The sequence below is a fragment of the Candidatus Clostridium helianthi genome (assembly GCF_045310795.1).
In the GTDB taxonomy this organism is placed as follows: domain Bacteria; phylum Bacillota; class Clostridia; order Clostridiales; family Clostridiaceae; genus Clostridium; species Clostridium helianthi.
Genome location: NZ_JBJIAB010000027.1, coordinates 62,395 through 83,984, shown reverse-complemented (window position 1 = coordinate 83,984; position 21,590 = coordinate 62,395). Strand labels below are relative to the sequence as shown.

The following is a 21,590-nucleotide window of genomic DNA, read 5'->3' as shown; positions in this document are numbered from 1 at the left end:
CTTGGGGTGATTTTCCTTTTTTAAATAACTTAAAACTAGAAAATTAGCTATTTAGCAAATATGAAATTTGCTCAAATGAATATTGTTAACTTTTTTTATTGTTTTATTTAAAAAATGTTTCGTATGAATACATTTTTGTTTAAAGATGTATTTATTTAAATCATTAAAAACTTATTTATGCTTAAAAAGGTTTAAAGGTTTATTGGAATCTTTTTAAGCATAAATGAAGTTTAATTTAAATTTTAGTTATCGCTTAATATATCCTCAATTATATTTTTTAAGTTTTTACCTTGTTCAAAATAAGGATCTAATTCAATAGACTTCTCTGTATACTCTAAGGCCTTATCAAGTTGTTGTAAATTATAATAAGAAAGTGCAATTTCGTAATTTGTTTCTGGGCATTCACCATAAAACTCTAGTGAAGATTCTAAAAGCTTTAGTGCATCATTATCATAGCCAAGATAACCTAATATAGAACCAAAATAATATCCTAAATCGCCTTCTTCACCAATAGGAAAATAGTATTCCCAAACTTTATTGATAGCATCAGCAAGTTCATCTTTAGGGAAGTTTTCTTCATTTTCTATTCTTTCAATTAAAATATTGTATAATTCAAGCAAAGTTCTTGAATCCCATACTGTAAATCTTAGAAAAGTCAAAAGTTCCTTAGTGGTCAAGGAGTTACTCAAAGGCATAATTGCTTTTTTCATTATATAGAAATCATCTGGCCCTACACTTTCTATAATTTCATTGTAAGCCATCGAAGTTTCAATAAAATCATTATCACTATTACTTACCATAAATAGAGACACATTTATGTTTTCGTGTTCATATATGCTATGTATTGCTTTTCCTCCGAGTTCCTTAAAATATAACTCTATAGCATGAAAATTTACCGTCATAGAAATACATCCATGCTTTGATAAAAATGGATGATAATTTTTATCCATACTTTCTTCATTCTTATAACCTTTATCAGCAGATATCAAAATTACATCATCATTAAACAACTTTCTTAATCTTGAAATACATCTTAATCCAATTATAGGCATATAGAATGCTGTATCCTCTAAAGAATTTTTGTAATGCATCAAAACATCATTTAAATTCTTGTCTTCGTAATAACTATTCCCATCAATTTTTTTATCTGTATAATAATAATCTAATCCTGCAAGAATTGATTTATCATTAGGATCTCCTTTTTCATCTGGAGAAGTTATTGTTATTACTCCTTCATAAATCTCTCCGTTATTAACATAAAAAGTATCTTGTGGAAGACTGTCAAAAGTATAATTAGCAAATAGAATTAAAGGATTCTTCATTTTCCCTTTTGATAATACTTCACCACTATGTCTAAGTTTAATTTCATCATCCTTAGATATATCAAAAGTTGCACAATCAAGTATTCCAGCTTCGAAATAAGGACTTAAAAAGCTATGATTTTGCCAATATTCAATATTTCTTTCAGCAAAATCCGTTACTATATATTTAAACTTTATATCTTTTAACGAAGAATTTTCAATCATATGTAAAAATCTTTTTAGAAACGTATAAGTAAATCGTCCAACTCCTGCTGCAAGCTCCATAATATATATAACAGTATTTTTATCTACATCTTCTCTTGCAACATAGTCTCGCAAATATCCAAAGACAGTTTTAGCATATTGATTTGCGATATACGGATTGGTTGTTATATATTGTGGCACAATCCCTTTAATCCAAGCCTCTGGACCTTGGTTTGCAAAGAATTCTGTCTGCAGTTTCCATAACATTGACTGTGATAAAGGCTTTTCAGCTTCAACTACAGCTCCAGAACTCTCGTTAACTTTCAAATTTGAAGCCTTAGTGATATTATATTTTTTATTTTTTTCTGACAAAACAATTCCTCCCTAAAAGTAAAGTTAAAAATTACTTTTACTAAAATATCATTAACAGAATGATTATACTATTCTAATTAATTTATGTATATAGATAAACCAACTATAATCTATACTCATGAGTATAGATCACAGAAATGAGTAATATTTAATAGTTTATAATTGTGTTATCTATAAAGCTAGATTTATGTGATAACACAATTATAAACATTTTGTTCTGAAAAGCATGAAAATATGAACTTAATGTTTTAGTAACTTTGTAAATATGTTCATCTAATAAATCAAATTCTTAAATTATTTATATATATACAAGTTTTATCCAAGATACTGGACCCCAAAAATCATAATTCTTATTTCTAGTTGGGATATTTAACTGTATGGCACAGATAAAGCGTAAATATCCAAATAAAAAGGCTACGTAAAACGCAGTCTTTTTGTAGTCAATATTTGACCTAAAATTATTTTAGCTTGTTTTTCTTTTGCTTACAGAACTTTATCTGATGTTCATTTACTTACCTTCAGCACACTTTTTGTACTCTATAGTTTTTTCAACTGGTTTAACTATGGATTTATCTTGCCACTTACCTTGCCTGTAACGTATTACACTTGCTATAGCTGTAATAGTCCAAGTTAGTCCACTGGTTACCCACACACTCCAAACTCCTAGGAAAGGAATCATAGCAAGTCCACTCGAAAATCCAACTCTTCCAGCCACTTCAACAAAACCATTAACCATAGCATAAAATGCATCTCCTGTGCCATTTAGTACACCTCTTGTAACGTAAATCATTCCAAGAGGAAAGTACGCACAACTTGTAATCTTTATTGCCTTATCTCCAAGATTTATTACTGATTCATCTTTAACAAACACTTCCATTATAGCTTGACCGCCAAATTGAGCTGCAAGAAAAGCTAAAAGGCTAAATCCTGCAACTATTAAAATGCTTTTGTGATATCCTTTTTTTACCCTATCCAGTTTATTAGCTCCCATATTTTGACCTGCAAATGTAGACATAGCTGCCCCTAATGAATTGAACGGCTGCTGTATTAGCTGTTCTACTCTACTAGTAGCTGTAAATGCTGCAACAGCTGTCTCTCCAAATCCATTTACTACACTCTGAAGCGCTACTAATGAAACAGCAATCAGTGAATTCTGAGCTGCTACAGGTACTCCAATCCTTATACATTTAGTTATGATTGATTCACTTATTTTCCAGTGTTCTTTCTTTAATTTAAAATATGGATTCTTAATCAAGGCAAAGGCCAAGCAGCCAATTGCTGCACATGCCTGAGAAATAACAGTAGCATAGGCAGTACCTGATACACCAAGTCCAAATTTTAGCACAAAGATTAAATCTAATAAAACATTAATTGCGCAAGAAATAATTAGAAAAACTAAAGGTGTACTAGAGTCACCTAATGCTCTAAGTATGGCTGCTATAGCATTATACGCTGCTACAGCTATCATTCCTCCTGATGCTATTCTTAAAAAAGCTACAGAATCATTTAAAATTTCAGGTGGTGTATTCAAAAGCTGTAAAACCTGACGTGCAAAAACAACTCCTAATATACTCATAACAACACCAGATGCGCCAATCACATAAGTTGAATTGGCAATGGCCATCTTTACTTGTTCTTCCTTCTTGGCTCCAAAATATTGAGAAATGATTATACCTATGCCAACAGACAATCCCAAACATACAGAGAAAAAAAGAAAACTTAGAGATCCACAAGCACCTACTGCTGCTAAAGCATTAGCACCAACAAACTTTCCTACGACTATTGAATCAATCAAGTTATAAAACTGCTGAAATACATTGCCTATAAGCATTGGCCAAGTGAATTTTATAATATGGGAAACTTCATTACCTTCAGTCATATCATGTACATATTTTACAGACATAATTAAAAACTCTCCTTCTTTTGTTTACTTCAATATTACATGGATTTAACAAATTAAGCTGGCAATATATTAACCCAATATAGACATATATTGCAGTGCATGTTATATTTTTTATGTTAAATTTAATTTAAGCCTATATTATTTTACAATAAATCTTCTTAGAATTTCGCAAGGATTGTGTTTCTATCAAGATCTTGTAATACCATTGAACTATCTACATACTAATTATATATATATTAAATATTTGGAGGTCTTATATGTATCCTTTTTTTGAAGCGAATAAATCTGGTGATCAAAACTTTTTTAGTTCAAAAATTTTAGAAAATTTCAGTTTTCCTCCACACTTACATCCATATGTAGAAATAGCTTATGTTATTGAAGGCTCTATGGAAGTTACAATAAACGATACTCAATGCTGCCTTAAGGCTGGTGAGGTTTCTATATGTTTCCCCAATGACATACATACTTTTAATAGTGATGGATTTTCAAAAATTATTCTATTTATATTCTCACCAGATCTTACACGTAGCTTCTTTGGCATACGAATGGACAAAACACTGGAGAATCCATTTATGTCAAAAAATATTGTCGATGATGGGATAAGTTCTCTTTTATATATGCTTCATGACGAATATAAAAGCGTTAATAACAAATACGTTATTAAAGGGCTTTTATACACCATACTTGGAAAACTTGATTCGCATTTTACATTTAAAAAAAGTAGCACTTTTTATAATAGTACAATGCAAAATCTACTTAAATACATTGAGATTCATTACCATGAGAAAATTTCATTAGATAGTATAGCTAAAGATTTAGGTTTTAGTAAATTTTATCTCTCAAGAATTTTTTCAAATAAGATTGGCTACCAATTTAATGATTACATAAATAGATTACGAATAAATAAAGCTCAAAAACTTCTTAGCGAAACAGACCTTCCAGTTACAGTTATAGCTTTAGAATGTGGATTTGAAAGTCAGAGAAATTTCAATAGAATTTTTAAAGAACTAACTGCTCTTACTCCTACAAAATTTAGAACAGGTATATGATGCTATTTTTCAACAACTCCACTTAATGAGTTGAACTTTAAAAAGCGTGTTCCTTGAAAAGTTAATGTTCCCCATTCATGTTCTGGAACATTCTTGAAGACACGTCTTCCAACTATAAATTTCATTTCACTCCCAGTGTCTAACTCAAATTCTAAAATTAACTTTTCAGTAGTTGTCATAACTCCATTGCTGTCTGTATTTGTGCACGTTTCTCTTTTTTCTTAATTAACTTCGCCTTAGTGGATATAATTGGTGAGTTTTCATTTTTAATATAGTTACTGATGTTTATAAAAATTATAAAAGCTACAAAAACAAAAAATATTAGCTGAAATCCAATCATGATTAACCCACTTTCTATCTTTCTAAAATTCTATTACTTTAGCTTAAATTCCACATTTTATTTATTTTAACTTGATTTTGATAACTTATTTATTTAATACTTGTCAATTTTATACCCATTATATTATAAACTTACATAAATTAACCTATTAAGCATTATTTATGCTAAAACAAAGTCAATATCTAAGAAATTTTCGTGGTAAACTTTAGTGAATTAAGGTTCTGTTTATAATACATATTTTCTTAAAAATTAAAGCTAAGATTTTTAAATGCAAAAAATCTCAGCTTATTAATTATCAGGTCATTTAAAAATTTCCTAACACCTTTTGAATTTCTAACTCTGTCAAAGACCTATACTGACCTTTCTTTAGTGATTTGTCTAAAGCTAATCCACCAATTGAAATTCTCTTTAAATATACAACGTAGCAGCCTACAGACTTTAACATACGCTTTACTTGATGCTTACGTCCTTCTGAAATAGTAAGATATCCTGAAACGACTGGCTGTGTATGATGATTTGAGTTTATATTGTTCACATTATCGGTAGCCATTTCATGTTTAAGATCTTCATATATGCCAAACTTATCTACTTCTATCTTTGCAGGCTTAGTTAATATTTTACCTTGTCCAATATAAGTTCCCTGTTCTAATTGTTTCTTATCTTCTTCGCTCAAGGAACCTAATGCCCAAAAGAAATAAGTTTTTTCAACATGCTTTTCTGGATACATGACTTTATGTTCAAATTCTCCATCATTTGTAAATAACAATAATCCTTCTGTATCCTTGTCTAACCTACCAACATGAAAAATTCCTTTCGTACCAGCTTCACCTAAAAAATCAAATACGGTCTTATGAATCTCATCAGTTTTTGCAGTAATACAACCTGCTGGTTTGTTAAACATGTAATATAATTTTCCAGCATAGCTGACTATCTCATTAAGATACTCAATGACATCACAGTTTTCATCAATTTCTATTGCAGGCTCTGTTACCAGCTCTTTATTTACCTTTACCATGCCTTCTTTAATATAAATTCTGACATTTTTTCTGCTTCCAACAGCCGCCTCTGCTAGAAATTTATCTAATCGCATATATCGTCACATCTCTTCCTTTGTAAAAACTCAAAAAATTTTAATTAACTTATCACTTGAAACTTGTCCCTAATGTCAACTTGTTATTTAATAAATTTAAATCATAAACTGTATTCTGCAAATATAACTATTAATTTGCATACCCATAGTTTAAAGTAAATCTGAATCAAATAAACTTTTTGAAACATATACATCTTTTATTTCAATTTGCTCCATATAGATTATAACATCTTTTTCATTAATTATTTATTAATTTAAATTTTTGCCATGGAGCTATTGTATCAATCAAAAACAGTTCTTCCTCTGCAATTATTCCTACTACATTTGATTTACCGGAGTTTTTCATAGGCTTTTTAGCTATCTGCATTTCACCTGCATAATGCCCATATAATGAACTTTCTATAATAATATCTCCTCTTTTTATATCTGGAGTATTAAATACTTCAAAATTTTTGTCTTTATATTTAACTCTACTTTGAGTTGATCTTATTAAATAATCAGATACATCTCCTCTGTTAAAATGAAACTCCTCAAGAACTATTTTCTTCTCTAATTCAGGTACATTTTTATTTATCTCACAATTTAATGTCAAAACATAAGGATCTATTTTACTTAATGCCTTTAATTCTTCTTCACTAGCAAAGGCATTTGCAATAATTACATCATCTATTAAGTCAGATGCCCATAAATGCTTTGCTTGAACTGTTATTGGAAGCTCTCTATGAATTTCAAGAGTGCATAATCCCTCGTTTACAGGCCATGGACCATGATCTGCACTATGAGATGAAATAAATGCTGCAGTTCTGATCCCTAACGCTTTGAACTGCTTACTGGTTTTTATAAAATGTTCGTAGCTTAATCCTGTATATCTGTGTGGATAAAAATTATGACAGCCTAATATGTTATCTGCATTTGGCATATAAGAGAATATATTATCTATATATTTTGTCCCATTGCTCATGTTTAATTCTATTTTTAATTTTTTACTTGTAAAGGACATAATAGATTCTTCTAAGCCAGTAAATCCAAGATCAAGTCTTATACCATAAAGTCCTAGCTCATTAAAAAAATCTAAATTCTTATAATCAATTCCAAGTTCATCGAATACTTTAGGACTTATATCTGCTATTACTTCCATATCATTTTCATTTGCACATTGTATTATTTTCTTGAAATTATTGATTATTACTTCTTTACTTCCATCAAATGATAAAAGGCATGTAAAAATTCTTTTAAAGTTATATTTATATGCCAATTTTATATAATCTTCTATTTCTCTTGCACTACTGTGCATAGGATAAACTGATATTCCTAGCCTTCTCATTAAAAAATCTCCCTTATTATAATTTTTATTATATAGATATCCAAATTTGAAACTAAACCTATGTGATAACTTACCGAAATCATAAATATTTTGTTCCGAAAAGCTATGAAAATATCGCTGAAGTTTCTAAGCGGCAGGTTGTATCCAATTTAGCATGCTCCAACTTTCAGTTTGACAAGCTAAATTGGAACAACCTACAGCTAAGAACCTTTAACAGCTCATTTTCAAATGTTTTCTTCACAAATATATTTATGATTTCTAGTGAAGATATGAACTCAAAGTTTTAGAAAATTTGTAAATATGTTCATCTAATAAGTCTAATTCTTGAATTGTTTATCTATATATATCCAACTTTAAAACTAGATTTGTGTTATCACTCACCAAAATTATAAGCATATTAATTACGAAAAACTATGAAAATATCCATGAAAGTTCTAAGCAGCGGGGTATATCCACTTTAACCTGCCCAAACTTTTAGTCTGACAAGCTAAACTGCATCATCATGCTCCTTATTTCGGAGATCTATAGAATAGATTCATGTATCAACTTGGTCTATCTATATTTTCTTATAGCTTTTCACTAACAAGTATTTTAAATATAGTGTTTCTCTATTTAATTGATATGATTTATTTATCATAAAACATACCGTTAAAAAATATTTTATCGTCTAAAATTGTTATATTAGTTCCATATTCTTTTGTGATCTTTTCAGATCTTCCTCCTCCAACTGGAATTTTATAAAGATTTTCATTATCTGAATAATTCACATAATAGACATAATCTTTGCTTGCATTTATAAAAGTAGCTTTGTCATTAGATAACTTAGCTTTTCCTGTTCCATCTCCATTTACTTTATATAACTTATCACTATCTGATTTGTTGCTATAAAAAACGGTATCTCCACAAACAGTCATAAATAAAGTTTCATCATCACATACTTTTGTATTCTCACTTCCATCTAATCTCATTCTGTAAATTTTATATCCATCAGATATATTAGTGTAATATATCCATCCATTGCTTACAGTCATATCCTCTGTAGCAGAGGAATTAAGTCTAATTCTACAACTGCCATCTAAAGATATTTTGTATATATTATTTAGATCAATTGAATGTGAATTAGTTCTTTTAACATAATATATCCAATTTCCTTCTACAAACATATTTCCTACTGCTTCATTTGCTATGCATGTGTCCTCTGTTCCATCTGTTTTAACTTTATTTATACTGTGATGAAAAGCATCTTTCCAATTGCTATAGTAAATCCAGTCGTCTACAAGATTAAGATTCCATACTCTATTGGGAATTAATTGTGTATTGTAGCTTAAATCACATAAATCTTTCCTAGGAGGATCATTTTTCTTTACTTTATACAAATAATCAGGAGCAGCTCCATAGACATCTCCTACCCTATTGATATAATATATATAATCATTATCTTCTACAGCCATTCCATCATTTACAATATTGCCTGATGAATTAGAAATTTTTGAATCGTCATTTTTAGGCGCATCTGAGCTATTGTAGCAAATAAAATTAAAATTATATATTTTATCATAAGTTCCATATGAATTTTGATCTGTTCCATTAGATGAAGACTTTTTTACAAAAATCATAACTTTATATTTACCTTCAGTTAATGCATTATTATCTTCTATTATAAATTCATTATATGCAGGTATTGCATTTGAATATCCATTGGTTAATTCTGTGTAATCTTCATTTTCACTCTTAGCTATAAATACTCTATACTGAACTGGATCATAATTGCCGTAGTCAGAATAATCTCCATCATACTTGGAACTCATATTTATCTTGATGGTGTCACCACTTAGCACTGGATAATGATCAACTCCTGCATATTCGACATATGGATTTTGCTTTTCAACTGATAAACCTGAAACTGTACCAAAATCCGTATGTGAAAAATCAGTTTCAGTTGTATCGGCTTTTGCACTTGTACTACATGTCATAAAAATCAATGATGTAATAGTAATGACTGAGAATAATCTATTAATAACCTTTTTTGACATCTATACATCCACCCCTGATTCTTTTTATTTTATAAAATATTTATTGACAGCTCTAAGTGATGCATCTGCAACTTTTTGGCTGTTTAGTCTATGCATCATCATCTTTGCATCTCCATCATCGCACTCAACAGTCGTTTCCATGAGCACTGCGGGGCACCATGCTGATGATAACACTGCGAGATTTGGCCTATCTTGAAGTGGATATGTGTTAGTTTTTATGGTACTAGAAACTTCTCTCATGAGTATTGTTGCAAATTCTCTTCCTGGCTTTGGAGCAGTAGAATTATATAGTACGGTAGTTCCCCTAAACATATAAACAGACTGCATATTAACATCCAATGGAAGTGAATTATTGTGTATACAGAAAAATAAATCTGCATTCAAAAGATTTGCTGGATCTGTTCTATCTAATAATCCAACATTTCTATCATCATCTCTAGTTATATATATACGATATCCTGCTTTTTCAAGGTTTTCTTTTACTCTTTTAGATATATCCAAATTTAACTGCTTTTCATAAGTGAAATTAGCTGTTGCTCCAAGCTCTGAGCCTCCATGACCAGGGTCAATAATTATTATTTTCGAGTTATCTTTAACCTTTTCTTCAAATGTAACATCTATAAATGTTTTAAACTCATATTTATTATCCCCTAAGGAAGAATATCTCTTTTTTACAGGATTTATTTTAACATTAAGTTTTCCAGAAGTCTCAATATCAACTTTTGCTGTATTGTTATTAAGTTTATCTAGCTTTATATTCTTTATATATTTATTATCTTTTAAAACTGAATCGAAGTTATCAGATGCACCAGTAACATTAACCTGTGAAATAATTATTTCAACTTTATTTCCGTCAATGCTTTCAGAATACTTAGGCTCCACGGTATATTTTCTAATATCTCCTGCCTCAGATTCTGTACTTGAGTAGGACACCGGAATTCCTAATGCTCCTTTATGTTCAACTTGATAATATTTAAAAGCATCTTGTTGTAAATCATAAACTTTGCTATTGCTAGATTCAGTAGTAGTAGTTTCTTCTGCATTGCAATAAGAAAAAGGTAGTATAAAAGCACAGACTAAAAAAATCCCAAAGACCATACATCTAAATTTTTTCATAAATACTTACCTCCACTACATTTTTGCTTTATATCCTATATAGACTTTTCATTCTATTTTTTCATAAATTTGTTTGGACTATTCATTTAATTACATAATATTTAATTTATTTTACTTTTCATACATAATCTTATACATTCTTACCATTTTTTCAATAAGCACATTTTCAGACATAGCAGTCATTAATTGATCTTGCGCATGAACCATAAGTAATGTTATTTTAATTCCTTTTCCATTTATCTCAGCTTGAATTAATTTTGTCTGAGTGCTATGAGCTAGTTTAAGCTCTTCTCTAGCCTTTTTTAAAAATTCTTCTGCTTTATCGTAGTTTTTATTTTCAGCTTCATCGAGAGCTTCAAAGGCATATGCTCTTGAATCTCCTGCATGTGATATTATTTCAAATATTTCTTGTTCCATATAGCTCATCTCCTAATATTATTTATTAAATTGCGGTAAATATCCTTTGTTTAATGAATACAAATCTTCAAATAGCTTAATTGCAATATCTACTGATGGGACTAGTGGATTATTAGCTAGTGCCATTATAGCTTGATTTATATTTCCATGTACTCCAGCTTCTATTGTTGATATCTCATAAAATTTTACACTGTGAATAAGGCCTAAAATTTTTTCTTCTACAGGTCGTGTCAAAGATAGTGGAGTTGCACCTCTTTTATCTACTAAACAGTTAACTTCAACAACGGAGTCGTCTGGAATTCCTTTAATAGTTCCATTATTTCTAACATTTATTGTATGAATATCTTTTTTATCATTGTATATTGAACTTATGAGTGATACAGCTGCATCCGAATAATATGCTCCACCTCTTTTTTCTAACTCAGGTGGTTTAAAGTCTAAATTTTTATCCTTATATTTTTCAAATAAGCTTGCCTCAATTTTTTTTACCTGTTCTGCCCGTGTCCCAATAGTTTTGGCTGCATCTTTTTCCTCTTTCAACAATCTATCTGTCATATAGTAATATCTATGATAAGGACATGGTATCATTCCTAAAGCATCTAAAAATTTCTTTGGCCATTTTAAATCTGATATATTTTTCATTGTAAGTTCTGCACCATCTTTTAATTTTTCTATAACTCTATCAGTTACATTTATGCCTTTATACCATACATTTCGTCCCCATACTAAATGATTAAGTCCTACATATTCTATAAAAACATCTTTACTGTTGACATCTAACATTGAAACTACGTCCATCTTCATGTGTATTGGAACATTACATAGACCTATACATTTAATATTTGTATATTTCAATACAGCTTCTGTTATAATCCCTGATGGATTAGTAAAATTAATAAGCCATGCATTAGGGCATAATTCTTTTATATCTCTTGAAATATCTAAAATTACAGGAATTGTCCTAAGAGCTTTTGCAAAACCTCCAGGGCCAACTGTTTCCTGACCTAATACGTTATACTTTAAAGGGAATTTCTCATCTCGTGCCCTTGCATCTAATCCTCCAACTCTAAATTGTGTAACTACAAAATCTGCATTCTGTAGAGCCTCTCTTCTATCTAATGTGAGCGAAATTCTAATATTTAAATTAGCCTTTTCACACATTCGCTTTGCTAAAGCTCCTACTATATTAAGTTTTTCCTTACCCTCTTCTATATCAACTAAAACTATATCCTTAACTGGAAGTTCATCTTTTCTCTTTATAAAGCCTTCTATTATTTCTGGAGTATAGCTGCTTCCACCACCAATTATTACAATTTTCAATTCACTCATCTTGCGCCTCCAACTTGATTTTGTTATGCAGTATTTATGCAATAACTGCATAACAAATTTATAATAAATTTTTACTAATTATTTTCCATGCCCTCTTTAATTAGTTTCTTTTCATATGCTTTTAAGAATGGGAAATATAAAGCAGTTACAATGGCTATATTTATCAATACTAAAATTATAGCTCTCCAATCTCCACCAGTTGCAAGATACGCACCAATAGGTGCTGGCAATGTCCATGGTGCCAAAATAACTGGTTTAGATACTAAATTTAAGGTCATAGCAAAGTATGATACACACCCGCAAATTAATGGTCCAAGAACAAATGGTATTATTAATAATGGATTTAACATAATTGGAGCTCCAAATATGACTGGTTCATTAATATTACAGATTCCTGGAATTAAGCTTGCTCTAGCGATATCTTTTAAGTATCTTGATTTAGAGCCTAGCATTAATATTACAAGGCCTATAGTTGCTCCTGATCCTCCAATCCATACAAACCATTGAAAAAATGGCTCTGGTGCTATATTAGGAATAGGCTGTCCAGCTGCTTGAGCTGCCACATTAGCATCAAGCATTGCAAGCCATATAGGCCTTGCAACAGTACCAACAACAGAATCTCCATGTATTCCGCATCCCCATAAAAGTGTAATAAGTAAGATTGGAACTAATATTCCAGGAAGTGAATTACCTGCAGTTACCAAAGGCGTAAATATACTTAGCACAAATTTTTGAATATCAAAATTTAATAAATCTCTTATGATCCATATTGGTACTATAATAAAAGCTGCTGGAATAAGAGCTGCAAAAGAATTAGCAACTGATGTTGGAACTTCTTTTGGCATTTTAATAGTTAGATTTTTTTCTTTGCATACTCTAAATATTTCTACAGCAAAAATAGACATTATAATAGCAGTAAACATACCAGATCCGCCTAAGCTAGATAACGATAACATCCAGCCGTTAGGATCAATATTTAATGGAACATTTGTAAGCAGGAATGCTGCAAGACCTAAGCTTCCACCAGATAAAGGATCTAGCTTATATGACTTTGCTAGATTATATGCTATTCCAAAAGATGCATATAAAGCCATTATGCCCATACTTAAGCGATATGGAAACATTATCTGATTAACATATGGAGATACTAATTGCTTTAGCCAGTCATTTGGCGGAACTGCAATTACGAGAAAAAAACTTCCAATTATTATTAGTGGAATAGTAGATACTATACCATCCCTAATAGCTTTTAAGTGCCTCTGCTCAGATAATTTAGTCATTGGTGGCAATAAGTACTTTTCTAGCCAATTAAAAAATTTATTCATACTTCCTCCTTATCTTTTATTACCGTTTTTACTTACAATAGCTCTTTATTTGCTTAAGAACTCTTGCTCCACCAAGTGGTGTATATCCCATTGGTTCAATAGCAGTTACTTCAAGATTATATTCATTAGCTTGATCTTTAAAACCATTTAACCTATGTCTTACCTGAGGCGCAACTAAAACTAAATCATATTTATTTTGCTGAATTTCATCCTCAAAATCGCTAGTTCCTACTGCTTTGATTTCTAGATCAAATCCTTCTTTATCAGCTTCCTTTTTTATCGCTTGTACAACAATTGCACTAGACATTCCCCCGGAGCAAACCATTAAAACTTTCATAACAATATCCCCCTTCAATTAGCAATATATTTAAATGCTGCTTTACAATATATGTATTTTAGTGCTAACCGTATTATTACCCGCTTTTGGTTTTAATTTAATAAAATTTCATAAAAAATCCTTATGTTTGAAATTTTGTTTCATAAATTAGCAAATTTAAGTTTTGCAAAAGAATATTAACAAATAATTATTGACAACTGATAATGATTATTGTTAACTTAAATTAAGTACTTTGGAAATTATATTTTAAATCCATGTACGTTGATTAGATAAATATTATTGATACTTTATAGATCACGAAAGGCGGTAAAATCGATGAAAGAACTTCATAATATAGGGTGGTATGCTAGTAAGATATCCCCCAAACTACCTAAAAATGCATTTAAACCAGTACCTTCAAGGCTGTTTGGAGGACTTGCATATGCAATTATTATAATTTGTGGAATACTCACAATTACTCTATGTAGATTTAATAACATTATAAACTTTTTAATATCTTTAGTTTTAGGCTTTAGTTTTGCATCCATAGGCTTTCTTGGCCATGAAATTTTACATGGCACTGTTGTAAAAACACATTGGTTAAAAAACTTGCTTGGAGGGATAGCTTTTTTGCCATTAAGCATAGGTCCAAACCTTTGGATTAAGTGGCATAATATGAGTCATCATGCTAATACTCAACATGAAATAAATGATCCAGATGCTTGGATGAGCTTTGAGCAATTTAGCAATAGATCTTTTATAAAGTACATTTATAAACTTCCTTTGTGGTTTCGCTCACTATTTAGTTTCTCAGCATTAAGTATTTCGTTTACACTTCATGGAACTCGCATGTTTTTTATATATGTTAAGGAATTTAAAAGACAAAAAAGCATAAAACTATGGATTCAGTTTATACTCCCTTGGATTATATGGATAGGTTTATTCTTCTTAGTTGAGACTGATAAATGGATTTTCTCATATTTACTTCCATTCCTTATAGGAAATTTCATTGTAATGTGTTATATATCAAGTAATCATAGATTAAATCCCCTTGTACCTATAAATGATCCTTTGGTTAATAGTCTTTCAGTAACAGTTCCAAAGTGGCTTGATGTTCTACATTTTAATTTTTCTTACCACACAGAGCATCATCTATTTCCAGGAATCAATCCTAAATACTATTCTCTAGTAAAAGAAGAAATATTAAAATTATGGCCAGATAGATATCATCAAATGCCTCTTTTAAGTGCTTTGAAGCTTCTTTGGAAAACTCCTAGAATCTATTATAATAACGAGGAATTAATAGATCCAAGAAATAAACGCATATATACTTCACTAGAAAAAGGATTAAAACCTAATAAGATTTCTTATCACAATCTATAAATAGAATTAGAGATATATAGATAAACAACTTTAAAATTTAATTTATGTGGTAACTTACCGAAATCATAAATATTTTGTTCCGAAAAGCTATGAAAATATCGCTGAAGATTCTAAGCAGAAGGTTGTATCCACTTTAGCATGCTCCAACTTTCAGTTTGACAAGCTAAAATGGAAGAACCTACCGCTAAGAACCTTTAACAGCTCATTTTCAAATGTTTTCTTCACAAATATATTTATGATTTCTAGTAAAGATATGAGCTTAAAATTCTAGCAATTTTGTAAATCTATTCATCTAATAAGTCGAATTCTTAAATTGGATATCTATATAAATTATTAAGATTTAATTCGCCATAAATATTAGATTTTTATAAAAACAAAGACTTAAAGTATCTGTTAGTTACTTTAAGTCTTTGTGTTTATCATTTATAGGTTTCCTAATTGAAAATCTGAAATATATTGGAGCAGAGAAATTTTCATAGTCATATTGAACAAATATATGTTCAATTTCGGCTGATATACACATAAGTTCGACTCTCAATATGCAACCCCCTACCCATATACAATCAACATTAAGCTTAGATTTATATGATAGCTATCTTTACTCAACATATCTATATTTTTTAATTGATATAGCGAGCCCAATTAAAAAAATAACTACTAGAGATATCGTGCTTAAAGTATATGGAATAAAGATTCTTCCCACTCCTTCATGTGGACTTAGCAAGACTGGTGCGCTCCATGGATAAAATGCTGATAGATGTGTGTTTACTACTACTATATTTGCAAAAGTAGCTGAAATAACAAATATTATGCTTGGCAATACATTTTTCGTGTAGATAGCAACTGCACAAGTTATGCAAACAAGCATAAAGTGATATACTATCATCTTTAAAAGTGATATGAAATAATATATAAGTAAATCCATATTTAAGCTTTCATGCTTTAGTAAAAATCCTAAAATTATTGAAGTGAAGAATACTAATATTAAAGTAATTGCTATAATATAAAGAATGCATGCAAGCTTAGAAAATAAAAGCTTCATTCTATTAATAGGATAAGTAAACATTACGTTCATAGTTTTGGTTTCATATTCATGTCCAAAGATATAAGCAGCTATTATTCCATAAATTATAGTAGCTACAATATCATTTAGGAAAGTTAATATAGTATTTAAATAATCTTCCCATAGAAGTATGGAATTATATTTTTTATTAAAGCCATATATTATAAATGCAATAACAGTTGGAATAAATAGAACTATTGTACAGAATTTAATCTTTGCCTTTCTATACTTAAAAATCTCTGCTAAAATACACTTCATCATAACCTTATTCCTCCTGAAATCCTTACAAAATAATCCTCCAAACCTTCCTTATGTTTAACTAATTCAAATAACTCCACACTATTATTTACTAGTGCTTTGCTTATATAGTTTGTTTTCATTTCTTTTCCTTTTATATTAAGCCTTAAATAGTTGTCATCAATTAATGAACTATCTAAGTTCAAATTTTCATTTAATACTTTTTGCGCTTTTTTCACATCGTCAACTTTAACATCAACATATTCCTCGTAACTATCATTGATCTCATTCATTGAAGCTTCTTTTAATAAGATCCCTTTTTCTATAATACCAAGCTTAGTCACTGTAAGTTCTAGTTCACTTAATATATGACTTGATATTATAAAAGTCATATTGTCCTCATTAGCAAGTCTTAGTATGAAATTTCTAAGATCTCTTATTCCTAGTGGATCTAATCCATTAGTAGGCTCATCTAAAATTAAAAGCTTTGGCTTATGAAGAATTGCGCGCGCTATACCAAGCCTTTGTTTCATACCTAATGAGTACTCTTTAACTTTTTTATTCTTATCATTTAAAAGATCAACCTTATCTAAGCACTCATCTATTATGCCCTTGTCTTCCACCCCCATATAATTAGAATGAAGTTTTAAATTCTCATAAGCAGTTAGGTTCTCATAAGACGATGGAAATTCTATAATAGATCCTATATTTCTTAAATAAGAAATATCCTTTTTATTAACTTCTTTTCCCAAAACCGTTATTTTACCACTAGTTGCAGGGATCAATCCTAAGATCATCTTCAAAGTAGTTGTTTTTCCTGCTCCGTTTCTTCCTATAAATCCATATATGTCCCTTTCCTCGATATTAATACATAAGTTACTTACACTTAATTGTGTTCCATACTGTTTTGTTAGATTATCAGTTTTCAATATATAATTCATATTAATATTCCCTTCAAATTGTCTTAAATATTCCCAAGTAAAATAAAAGCTGTTTCTCAACACGCCCCACTTCCATTATACCCCTAAATAACAAAATAATGTATTAAAACTTTATAAGCCTTTATTTGTGGGATTCATACAATCTCTATTATCATTGACGAACAATAGACAATGATAATAGAGAATAATCCTTTCTACCTAAAAGATAATCATTTAAAAGCCGCGATACGATTGAATTAGTTTACGCAAACATAACATTAAAAAAATTTAATAATTGGACTATTTAAGAGAATAGTTACTGAAAAGTGCTCATAAATCAGCATGTATTAAAATATTCTTAAAAAGTAAATGTATGGGAGGTAGATTTAAAGCGATTGAATGATATTGCGAAAGATAATAAAGTTTAGTTTATTCTAATTGGTAACGGCAACAAATCTAATGAAGAAATTTGACTAATTTGGACATTTACAATTAATGCCTAATATAATATATTACTATCTATACCAATCAAACAAGTAAATGTCTTACAAAAAGACAATAAATTTATGGAGGGAATTTTATGAATTCAGAAACAATATCAATTCTAATTTATGTGGGTATTGGAATCTTAGCGCTATTTATATTACTCTATGGCATAGGATTTACAAGTATCGGAACCGATGAGGTAGGTATAGTAGAAAAATGGTGGAGTTTAAAAGGGTCTGTACCTGCTGATGGTTTAATTGCATTGAAGGGTGAAGCTGGTTATCAGCCAAACGTACTTAGAGCTGGAGTGCATTTTAAAACTCCTTTTAAGTACAAGGTTAAGAAAGTAAGACTTGTAACTATCCCACAAGGACAGATAGGTTATGTATTTGCAAGATCAGGAGAAAGCCTTGCTGATGGACAAACTTTAGGAAAAGTTATTCCTGAGTGTAAATCCTTTCAGGATGTAGTAGCTTTTTTAAATAATAGAGGACAAAAAGGTCCTCAGAGGCAAATTCTTCGTGAAGGTACTTATGCATTTAATCTAGCTCAGTTTATCATAATTACAAAGGATAAAGTACATTCAATATTTACTTCAAAGGATGAATCAGAGCAAATAGAAACTATGAGAAGTGACTTACTTAGAGTTAATGGATTTCTTCCTGTAGTTATCTCAAGCTCAAAAAATCTTGAACAAGATGAATATGGAAATAATATTAAAACTAAAGATACAATTGGTATAGTAACTGTTAATGAAGGACCTACTCCAGATAACGGAGCTATAATCGCTCCAATAGTTGGTGATGGTATTACAAATGAATATTACCATAGTAACTTCCAAGAACCTGAAAAATTCTTAGCTGCTGGCGGTAGAAAAGGTAAGCAGATGCAGGTATTAACAGATGGTGTTTACTTTATTAATAGGTTATTTGCTAATGTAGACATAGTTCCAAAAAGTATTATAGATATTGGTTATGTAGGTGTTGTTGTTAGTTACTTTGGTGAAAAAGGTGAAGATGTATCTGGATCAGATTACTCTCATGGAGAACTTGTTGAGCAAGGCAAGAAAGGTATTTGGAGAGAATGTATGATGCCAGGTAAGTATCCATTTAATACTTATGCAGGTAAGATCATTCCAGTTCCTACTACTAATGTTATATTAAAATGGATTAGCGGTCAGGTTGGAGATCATAAACTAGATGATAATTTAAAAGAAATTAATCTTATAACTAAGGATGCCTTTGAACCTAATCTCCCACTTACTGTAGTGTTTAATATTGATTATAGAAAAGCTTCTTCAGTAATCCAAAGATTTGGGGATATTAAACTTCTTATTGAACAATCACTAGATCCTATGGTTGCAGGTTATTTCAAAAATATTGGACAAACTAAGACTTTAATTGAATTGGTACAAGATAGAAGCGCTATTCAAGAACAAGCTTCTAAAGAAATGAAGGAAAAATTCAAATTATATGATTTAGAATTACAGGAAGTATTAATTGGTACACCTGCTGCTTCTTCAACAGATAAGAGAATTGATCTAATCCTTGCACAACTTAGAGATAGACAAGTTGCATTGGAAGAAATTAAAACAAATGAAGCAAAACAAAAGTCAGCAGAAAAACAAAGAGAACTTAATGAAGCAATTGCTAAAAGTGCAGCTCAGGCAGCGCTTACTCAATCAAGTATCGATATAGAAGTTGCTGATAACAAAGGTAAATCTGAATTAAAACTTGCTGAACAATTAGCTTTAAAGACTCAAAAACTTGCTGAAGCTGATAAGTACAAGAGAACTCAAGAAGCTGATGCTTTAAGATATACAAAAGAAGCTGAAGCTGCTGCTAACGCTAAAGCTACTGAACTTAATGCAGCTGCTAATGCTAAACAAGTAGAATTACAAGCTGGCGCTGAAGCTTTCAAACTTGAAAAAGTCGGTGCAGCTCAAGCTTTAAATATCAAAGCTGTTGCAGAAGCTACTGCAGAACAAGAAACAAAGGTTGGTCTTGCAAAAGGTACTGCTGCTAAAGCCTTAGTTGATGCTTATGGCGGTCCTGAATTACAAGTACAACAAAGCGTATTAACTGCTTTTGCAGAAGCATTAAAGATAAGCAAATCCCCTCTTGTACCACAAACAGTAATTATGGGTGGTGCTGATGGAAAAACTCCTAATGCTATGGAAGGAATTTTAAGTATGATTTTAGCTAACATGGCTAGTGCTAATGGATCAATAGTAAATACTGTTACTCCTGCACATTCTGATATAACTAATCAATCAGATAATAGTTCTACTAAAGAATCAAAGATAGCTAAGAAGAAAGATAGCATTTCTGCAAAGGAACCTGAAGTATAGAGCCTATTTTTTTACTTCTAGTATTATATAGATAAACAACATGTAATTTCTGGTGAAGATATGAACTTAAAGTTTTAACAACTTTATAAATATGTTTATCTAATAAGCTAAATCTTTAAATTTCATATCTATAAAAACGAGATGTATCTAAGTAACTTTTGAAGTTATTTGGATACATTTTTTATAATCTCTAGAAATAAATAGAATGTATTTGTTGCAATTCACAATGCACATTTCACAATTCACAGCTATGGTTAAATATCTTATAACACTTTTTAGAATTATCATGAAAAATTATTTTTGCAACATATATATTTCTTTTAGTTTATAAACTTTTGAATCTATGATACAATCAATTATAAAATTGTAAAATCATTTGGATTATATGATTTATTATAGGCATATGAAAGAAAATATACGAGAGTTACGACTTGTTATTTTATGAATAGGCCTTGCACTGGAGGGATAAACATGAATGAGAAACAAATAGAAATGATGAAGAAATTAATAGAAGAAAAGAAACAAAAGGGAAATAACACTAAAAATAATAAAAGACCTAAAAAGGTTATTGGACGAATGTTACTAGATAATGGTAAAACAACTCAATAAAACATTATAATTCTAAAGAGGATAATTTAAATTGAAATAAATTTACTTTAACTTCTTATACAAAGTTCAGTTATTCTTTCTTCAACAAGATCTTATTGATACTTCTGAAGTCGGAATAGCTGGGTTACTATCTATATAATAGATAGCGTGAAACTCTTCTAAAGCTCTCTGTTCATAAGCTTTATAAAGTTATCATGTTTCATTAGTATTGAAAAGTAAATGCTTGAACCAGTTAAGAATGTGTTTGCCATTGGTACAATACTTAAAATTATTAGACTCGCAAGCACCTGCCATTCAATTTTATTACTTTTAAAGTCTATTTCTTTCTTATTTATAAATACTCTGATAAAAAATAATACTAGAAATATGTAGCTTAATACTGTAGATATTGAATATAGATATTCCATTTTATCAAGTCCTTTT

The 21,590-nt window shown here is 30.0% G+C and carries 19 protein-coding genes; 4 read left to right on the top strand and 15 right to left on the bottom strand.

Translation table 11 applies throughout. From position 1 onward, the window contains the following. Window positions 1-242 precede the first annotated feature (242 nt). Window positions 243-1,877, bottom strand: coding sequence for a hypothetical protein (locus tag ACJDTP_RS18615; RefSeq protein WP_406762079.1), 1,635 nt, complete (start codon window positions 1,875-1,877; stop codon window positions 243-245). A 508-nt stretch (window positions 1,878-2,385) separates the two neighbouring features. Further along, window positions 2,386-3,780, bottom strand: a complete 1,395-nt coding sequence (locus ACJDTP_RS18610) for an MATE family efflux transporter (RefSeq protein WP_406762078.1) — start codon at window positions 3,778-3,780, stop codon at window positions 2,386-2,388. Between the two features lie 257 nt (window positions 3,781-4,037). Here ACJDTP_RS18610 and ACJDTP_RS18605 point away from each other — a divergent pair, with 257 nt between their 5' ends. Then, window positions 4,038-4,829 (top strand): AraC family transcriptional regulator, encoded by a 792-nt coding sequence (locus ACJDTP_RS18605; RefSeq protein ID WP_168982166.1) that lies wholly within the window; start codon window positions 4,038-4,040, stop codon window positions 4,827-4,829. A gap of 2 nt (window positions 4,830-4,831) precedes the next feature. On the opposite strand, the gene ACJDTP_RS18600 is transcribed toward ACJDTP_RS18605, so the two are convergent. The 9 genes from ACJDTP_RS18600 to ACJDTP_RS18560 all read right to left on the bottom strand — a co-directional run bounded on the left by ACJDTP_RS18600 (window position 4,832) and on the right by ACJDTP_RS18560 (window position 14,140). After that, on the bottom strand, window positions 4,832-5,008 hold the full coding sequence (locus tag ACJDTP_RS18600; RefSeq protein WP_406762077.1) for a DUF2500 family protein: 177 nt from the start codon (window positions 5,006-5,008) through the stop codon (window positions 4,832-4,834). A gap of 465 nt (window positions 5,009-5,473) precedes the next feature. After that, window positions 5,474-6,259, bottom strand: a complete 786-nt coding sequence (locus ACJDTP_RS18595) for a pseudouridine synthase (RefSeq protein ID WP_077840559.1) — start codon at window positions 6,257-6,259, stop codon at window positions 5,474-5,476. A 238-nt stretch (window positions 6,260-6,497) separates the two neighbouring features. Then, window positions 6,498-7,583: a DUF871 domain-containing protein gene (locus ACJDTP_RS18590; protein ID WP_406762076.1), complete on the bottom strand. Its 1,086-nt coding sequence runs from the start codon at window positions 7,581-7,583 to the stop codon at window positions 6,498-6,500. A gap of 626 nt (window positions 7,584-8,209) precedes the next feature. Continuing rightward, window positions 8,210-9,616 (bottom strand): DUF5050 domain-containing protein, encoded by a 1,407-nt coding sequence (locus tag ACJDTP_RS18585; RefSeq protein WP_406762075.1) that lies wholly within the window; start codon window positions 9,614-9,616, stop codon window positions 8,210-8,212. 24 nt (window positions 9,617-9,640) lie between these two features. After that, complete coding sequence (locus tag ACJDTP_RS18580; RefSeq protein WP_406762074.1) at window positions 9,641-10,732, bottom strand: N-acetylmuramoyl-L-alanine amidase; 1,092 nt, start codon at window positions 10,730-10,732, stop codon at window positions 9,641-9,643. Window positions 10,733-10,843: 111 nt separating this feature from the next. After that, window positions 10,844-11,149, bottom strand: a complete 306-nt coding sequence (locus ACJDTP_RS18575) for a PTS lactose/cellobiose transporter subunit IIA (RefSeq protein ID WP_077840555.1) — start codon at window positions 11,147-11,149, stop codon at window positions 10,844-10,846. Window positions 11,150-11,167: 18 nt separating this feature from the next. Further along, the gene (locus ACJDTP_RS18570) at window positions 11,168-12,478 is read right to left on the bottom strand and encodes a 6-phospho-beta-glucosidase (protein WP_406762073.1); all 1,311 of its coding nucleotides are present in this window, start codon (window positions 12,476-12,478) and stop codon (window positions 11,168-11,170) included. A gap of 74 nt (window positions 12,479-12,552) precedes the next feature. Continuing rightward, complete coding sequence (locus ACJDTP_RS18565) at window positions 12,553-13,803, bottom strand: PTS sugar transporter subunit IIC (protein ID WP_406762072.1); 1,251 nt, start codon at window positions 13,801-13,803, stop codon at window positions 12,553-12,555. 28 nt (window positions 13,804-13,831) lie between these two features. Further along, entirely contained in the window at window positions 13,832-14,140 is a 309-nt protein-coding gene (locus tag ACJDTP_RS18560; protein WP_023975600.1) for a PTS sugar transporter subunit IIB, read from the bottom strand. A gap of 315 nt (window positions 14,141-14,455) precedes the next feature. On the opposite strand from ACJDTP_RS18560, the gene desB reads away from it, so the two are divergent. Further along, window positions 14,456-15,502 carry a Delta(10) desaturase DesB gene (gene desB / locus ACJDTP_RS18555; protein WP_406762071.1) on the top strand — a complete coding sequence of 349 codons (1,047 nt, stop codon included), beginning with the start codon at window positions 14,456-14,458 and terminating at the stop codon, window positions 15,500-15,502. 397 nt (window positions 15,503-15,899) lie between these two features. Here desB and ACJDTP_RS18550 read toward each other — a convergent pair whose 3' ends face one another. Genes ACJDTP_RS18550 through ACJDTP_RS18540 form a run of 3 tightly spaced genes read right to left on the bottom strand, consistent with a single transcriptional unit; the run spans window position 15,900 to window position 17,743 of the window. Continuing rightward, window positions 15,900-16,040: a hypothetical protein gene (locus ACJDTP_RS18550; RefSeq protein WP_406762070.1), complete on the bottom strand. Its 141-nt coding sequence runs from the start codon at window positions 16,038-16,040 to the stop codon at window positions 15,900-15,902. A gap of 60 nt (window positions 16,041-16,100) precedes the next feature. Next, entirely contained in the window at window positions 16,101-16,826 is a 726-nt protein-coding gene (locus ACJDTP_RS18545) for an ABC transporter permease (protein WP_406762069.1), read from the bottom strand. Further along, window positions 16,823-17,743 carry an ATP-binding cassette domain-containing protein gene (locus tag ACJDTP_RS18540; RefSeq protein WP_406762068.1) on the bottom strand — a complete coding sequence of 307 codons (921 nt, stop codon included), beginning with the start codon at window positions 17,741-17,743 and terminating at the stop codon, window positions 16,823-16,825. Before ACJDTP_RS18540 ends, ACJDTP_RS18545 begins: the two co-directional genes overlap by 4 nt. 559 nt (window positions 17,744-18,302) lie before the next feature. On the opposite strand from ACJDTP_RS18540, the gene ACJDTP_RS18535 reads away from it, so the two are divergent. Both ACJDTP_RS18535 and ACJDTP_RS18530 read left to right on the top strand, forming a co-directional pair. Next, window positions 18,303-20,558: an SPFH domain-containing protein gene (locus ACJDTP_RS18535; RefSeq protein ID WP_173710406.1), complete on the top strand. Its 2,256-nt coding sequence runs from the start codon at window positions 18,303-18,305 to the stop codon at window positions 20,556-20,558. Window positions 20,559-21,029: 471 nt separating this feature from the next. Continuing rightward, entirely contained in the window at window positions 21,030-21,167 is a 138-nt protein-coding gene (locus tag ACJDTP_RS18530; RefSeq protein ID WP_023975606.1) for a hypothetical protein, read from the top strand. A gap of 158 nt (window positions 21,168-21,325) precedes the next feature. On the opposite strand, the gene ACJDTP_RS18525 is transcribed toward ACJDTP_RS18530, so the two are convergent. Next, window positions 21,326-21,574, bottom strand: coding sequence for a hypothetical protein (locus tag ACJDTP_RS18525; protein ID WP_017210548.1), 249 nt, complete (start codon window positions 21,572-21,574; stop codon window positions 21,326-21,328). Between the last annotated feature and the right edge of the window lie 16 nt (window positions 21,575-21,590).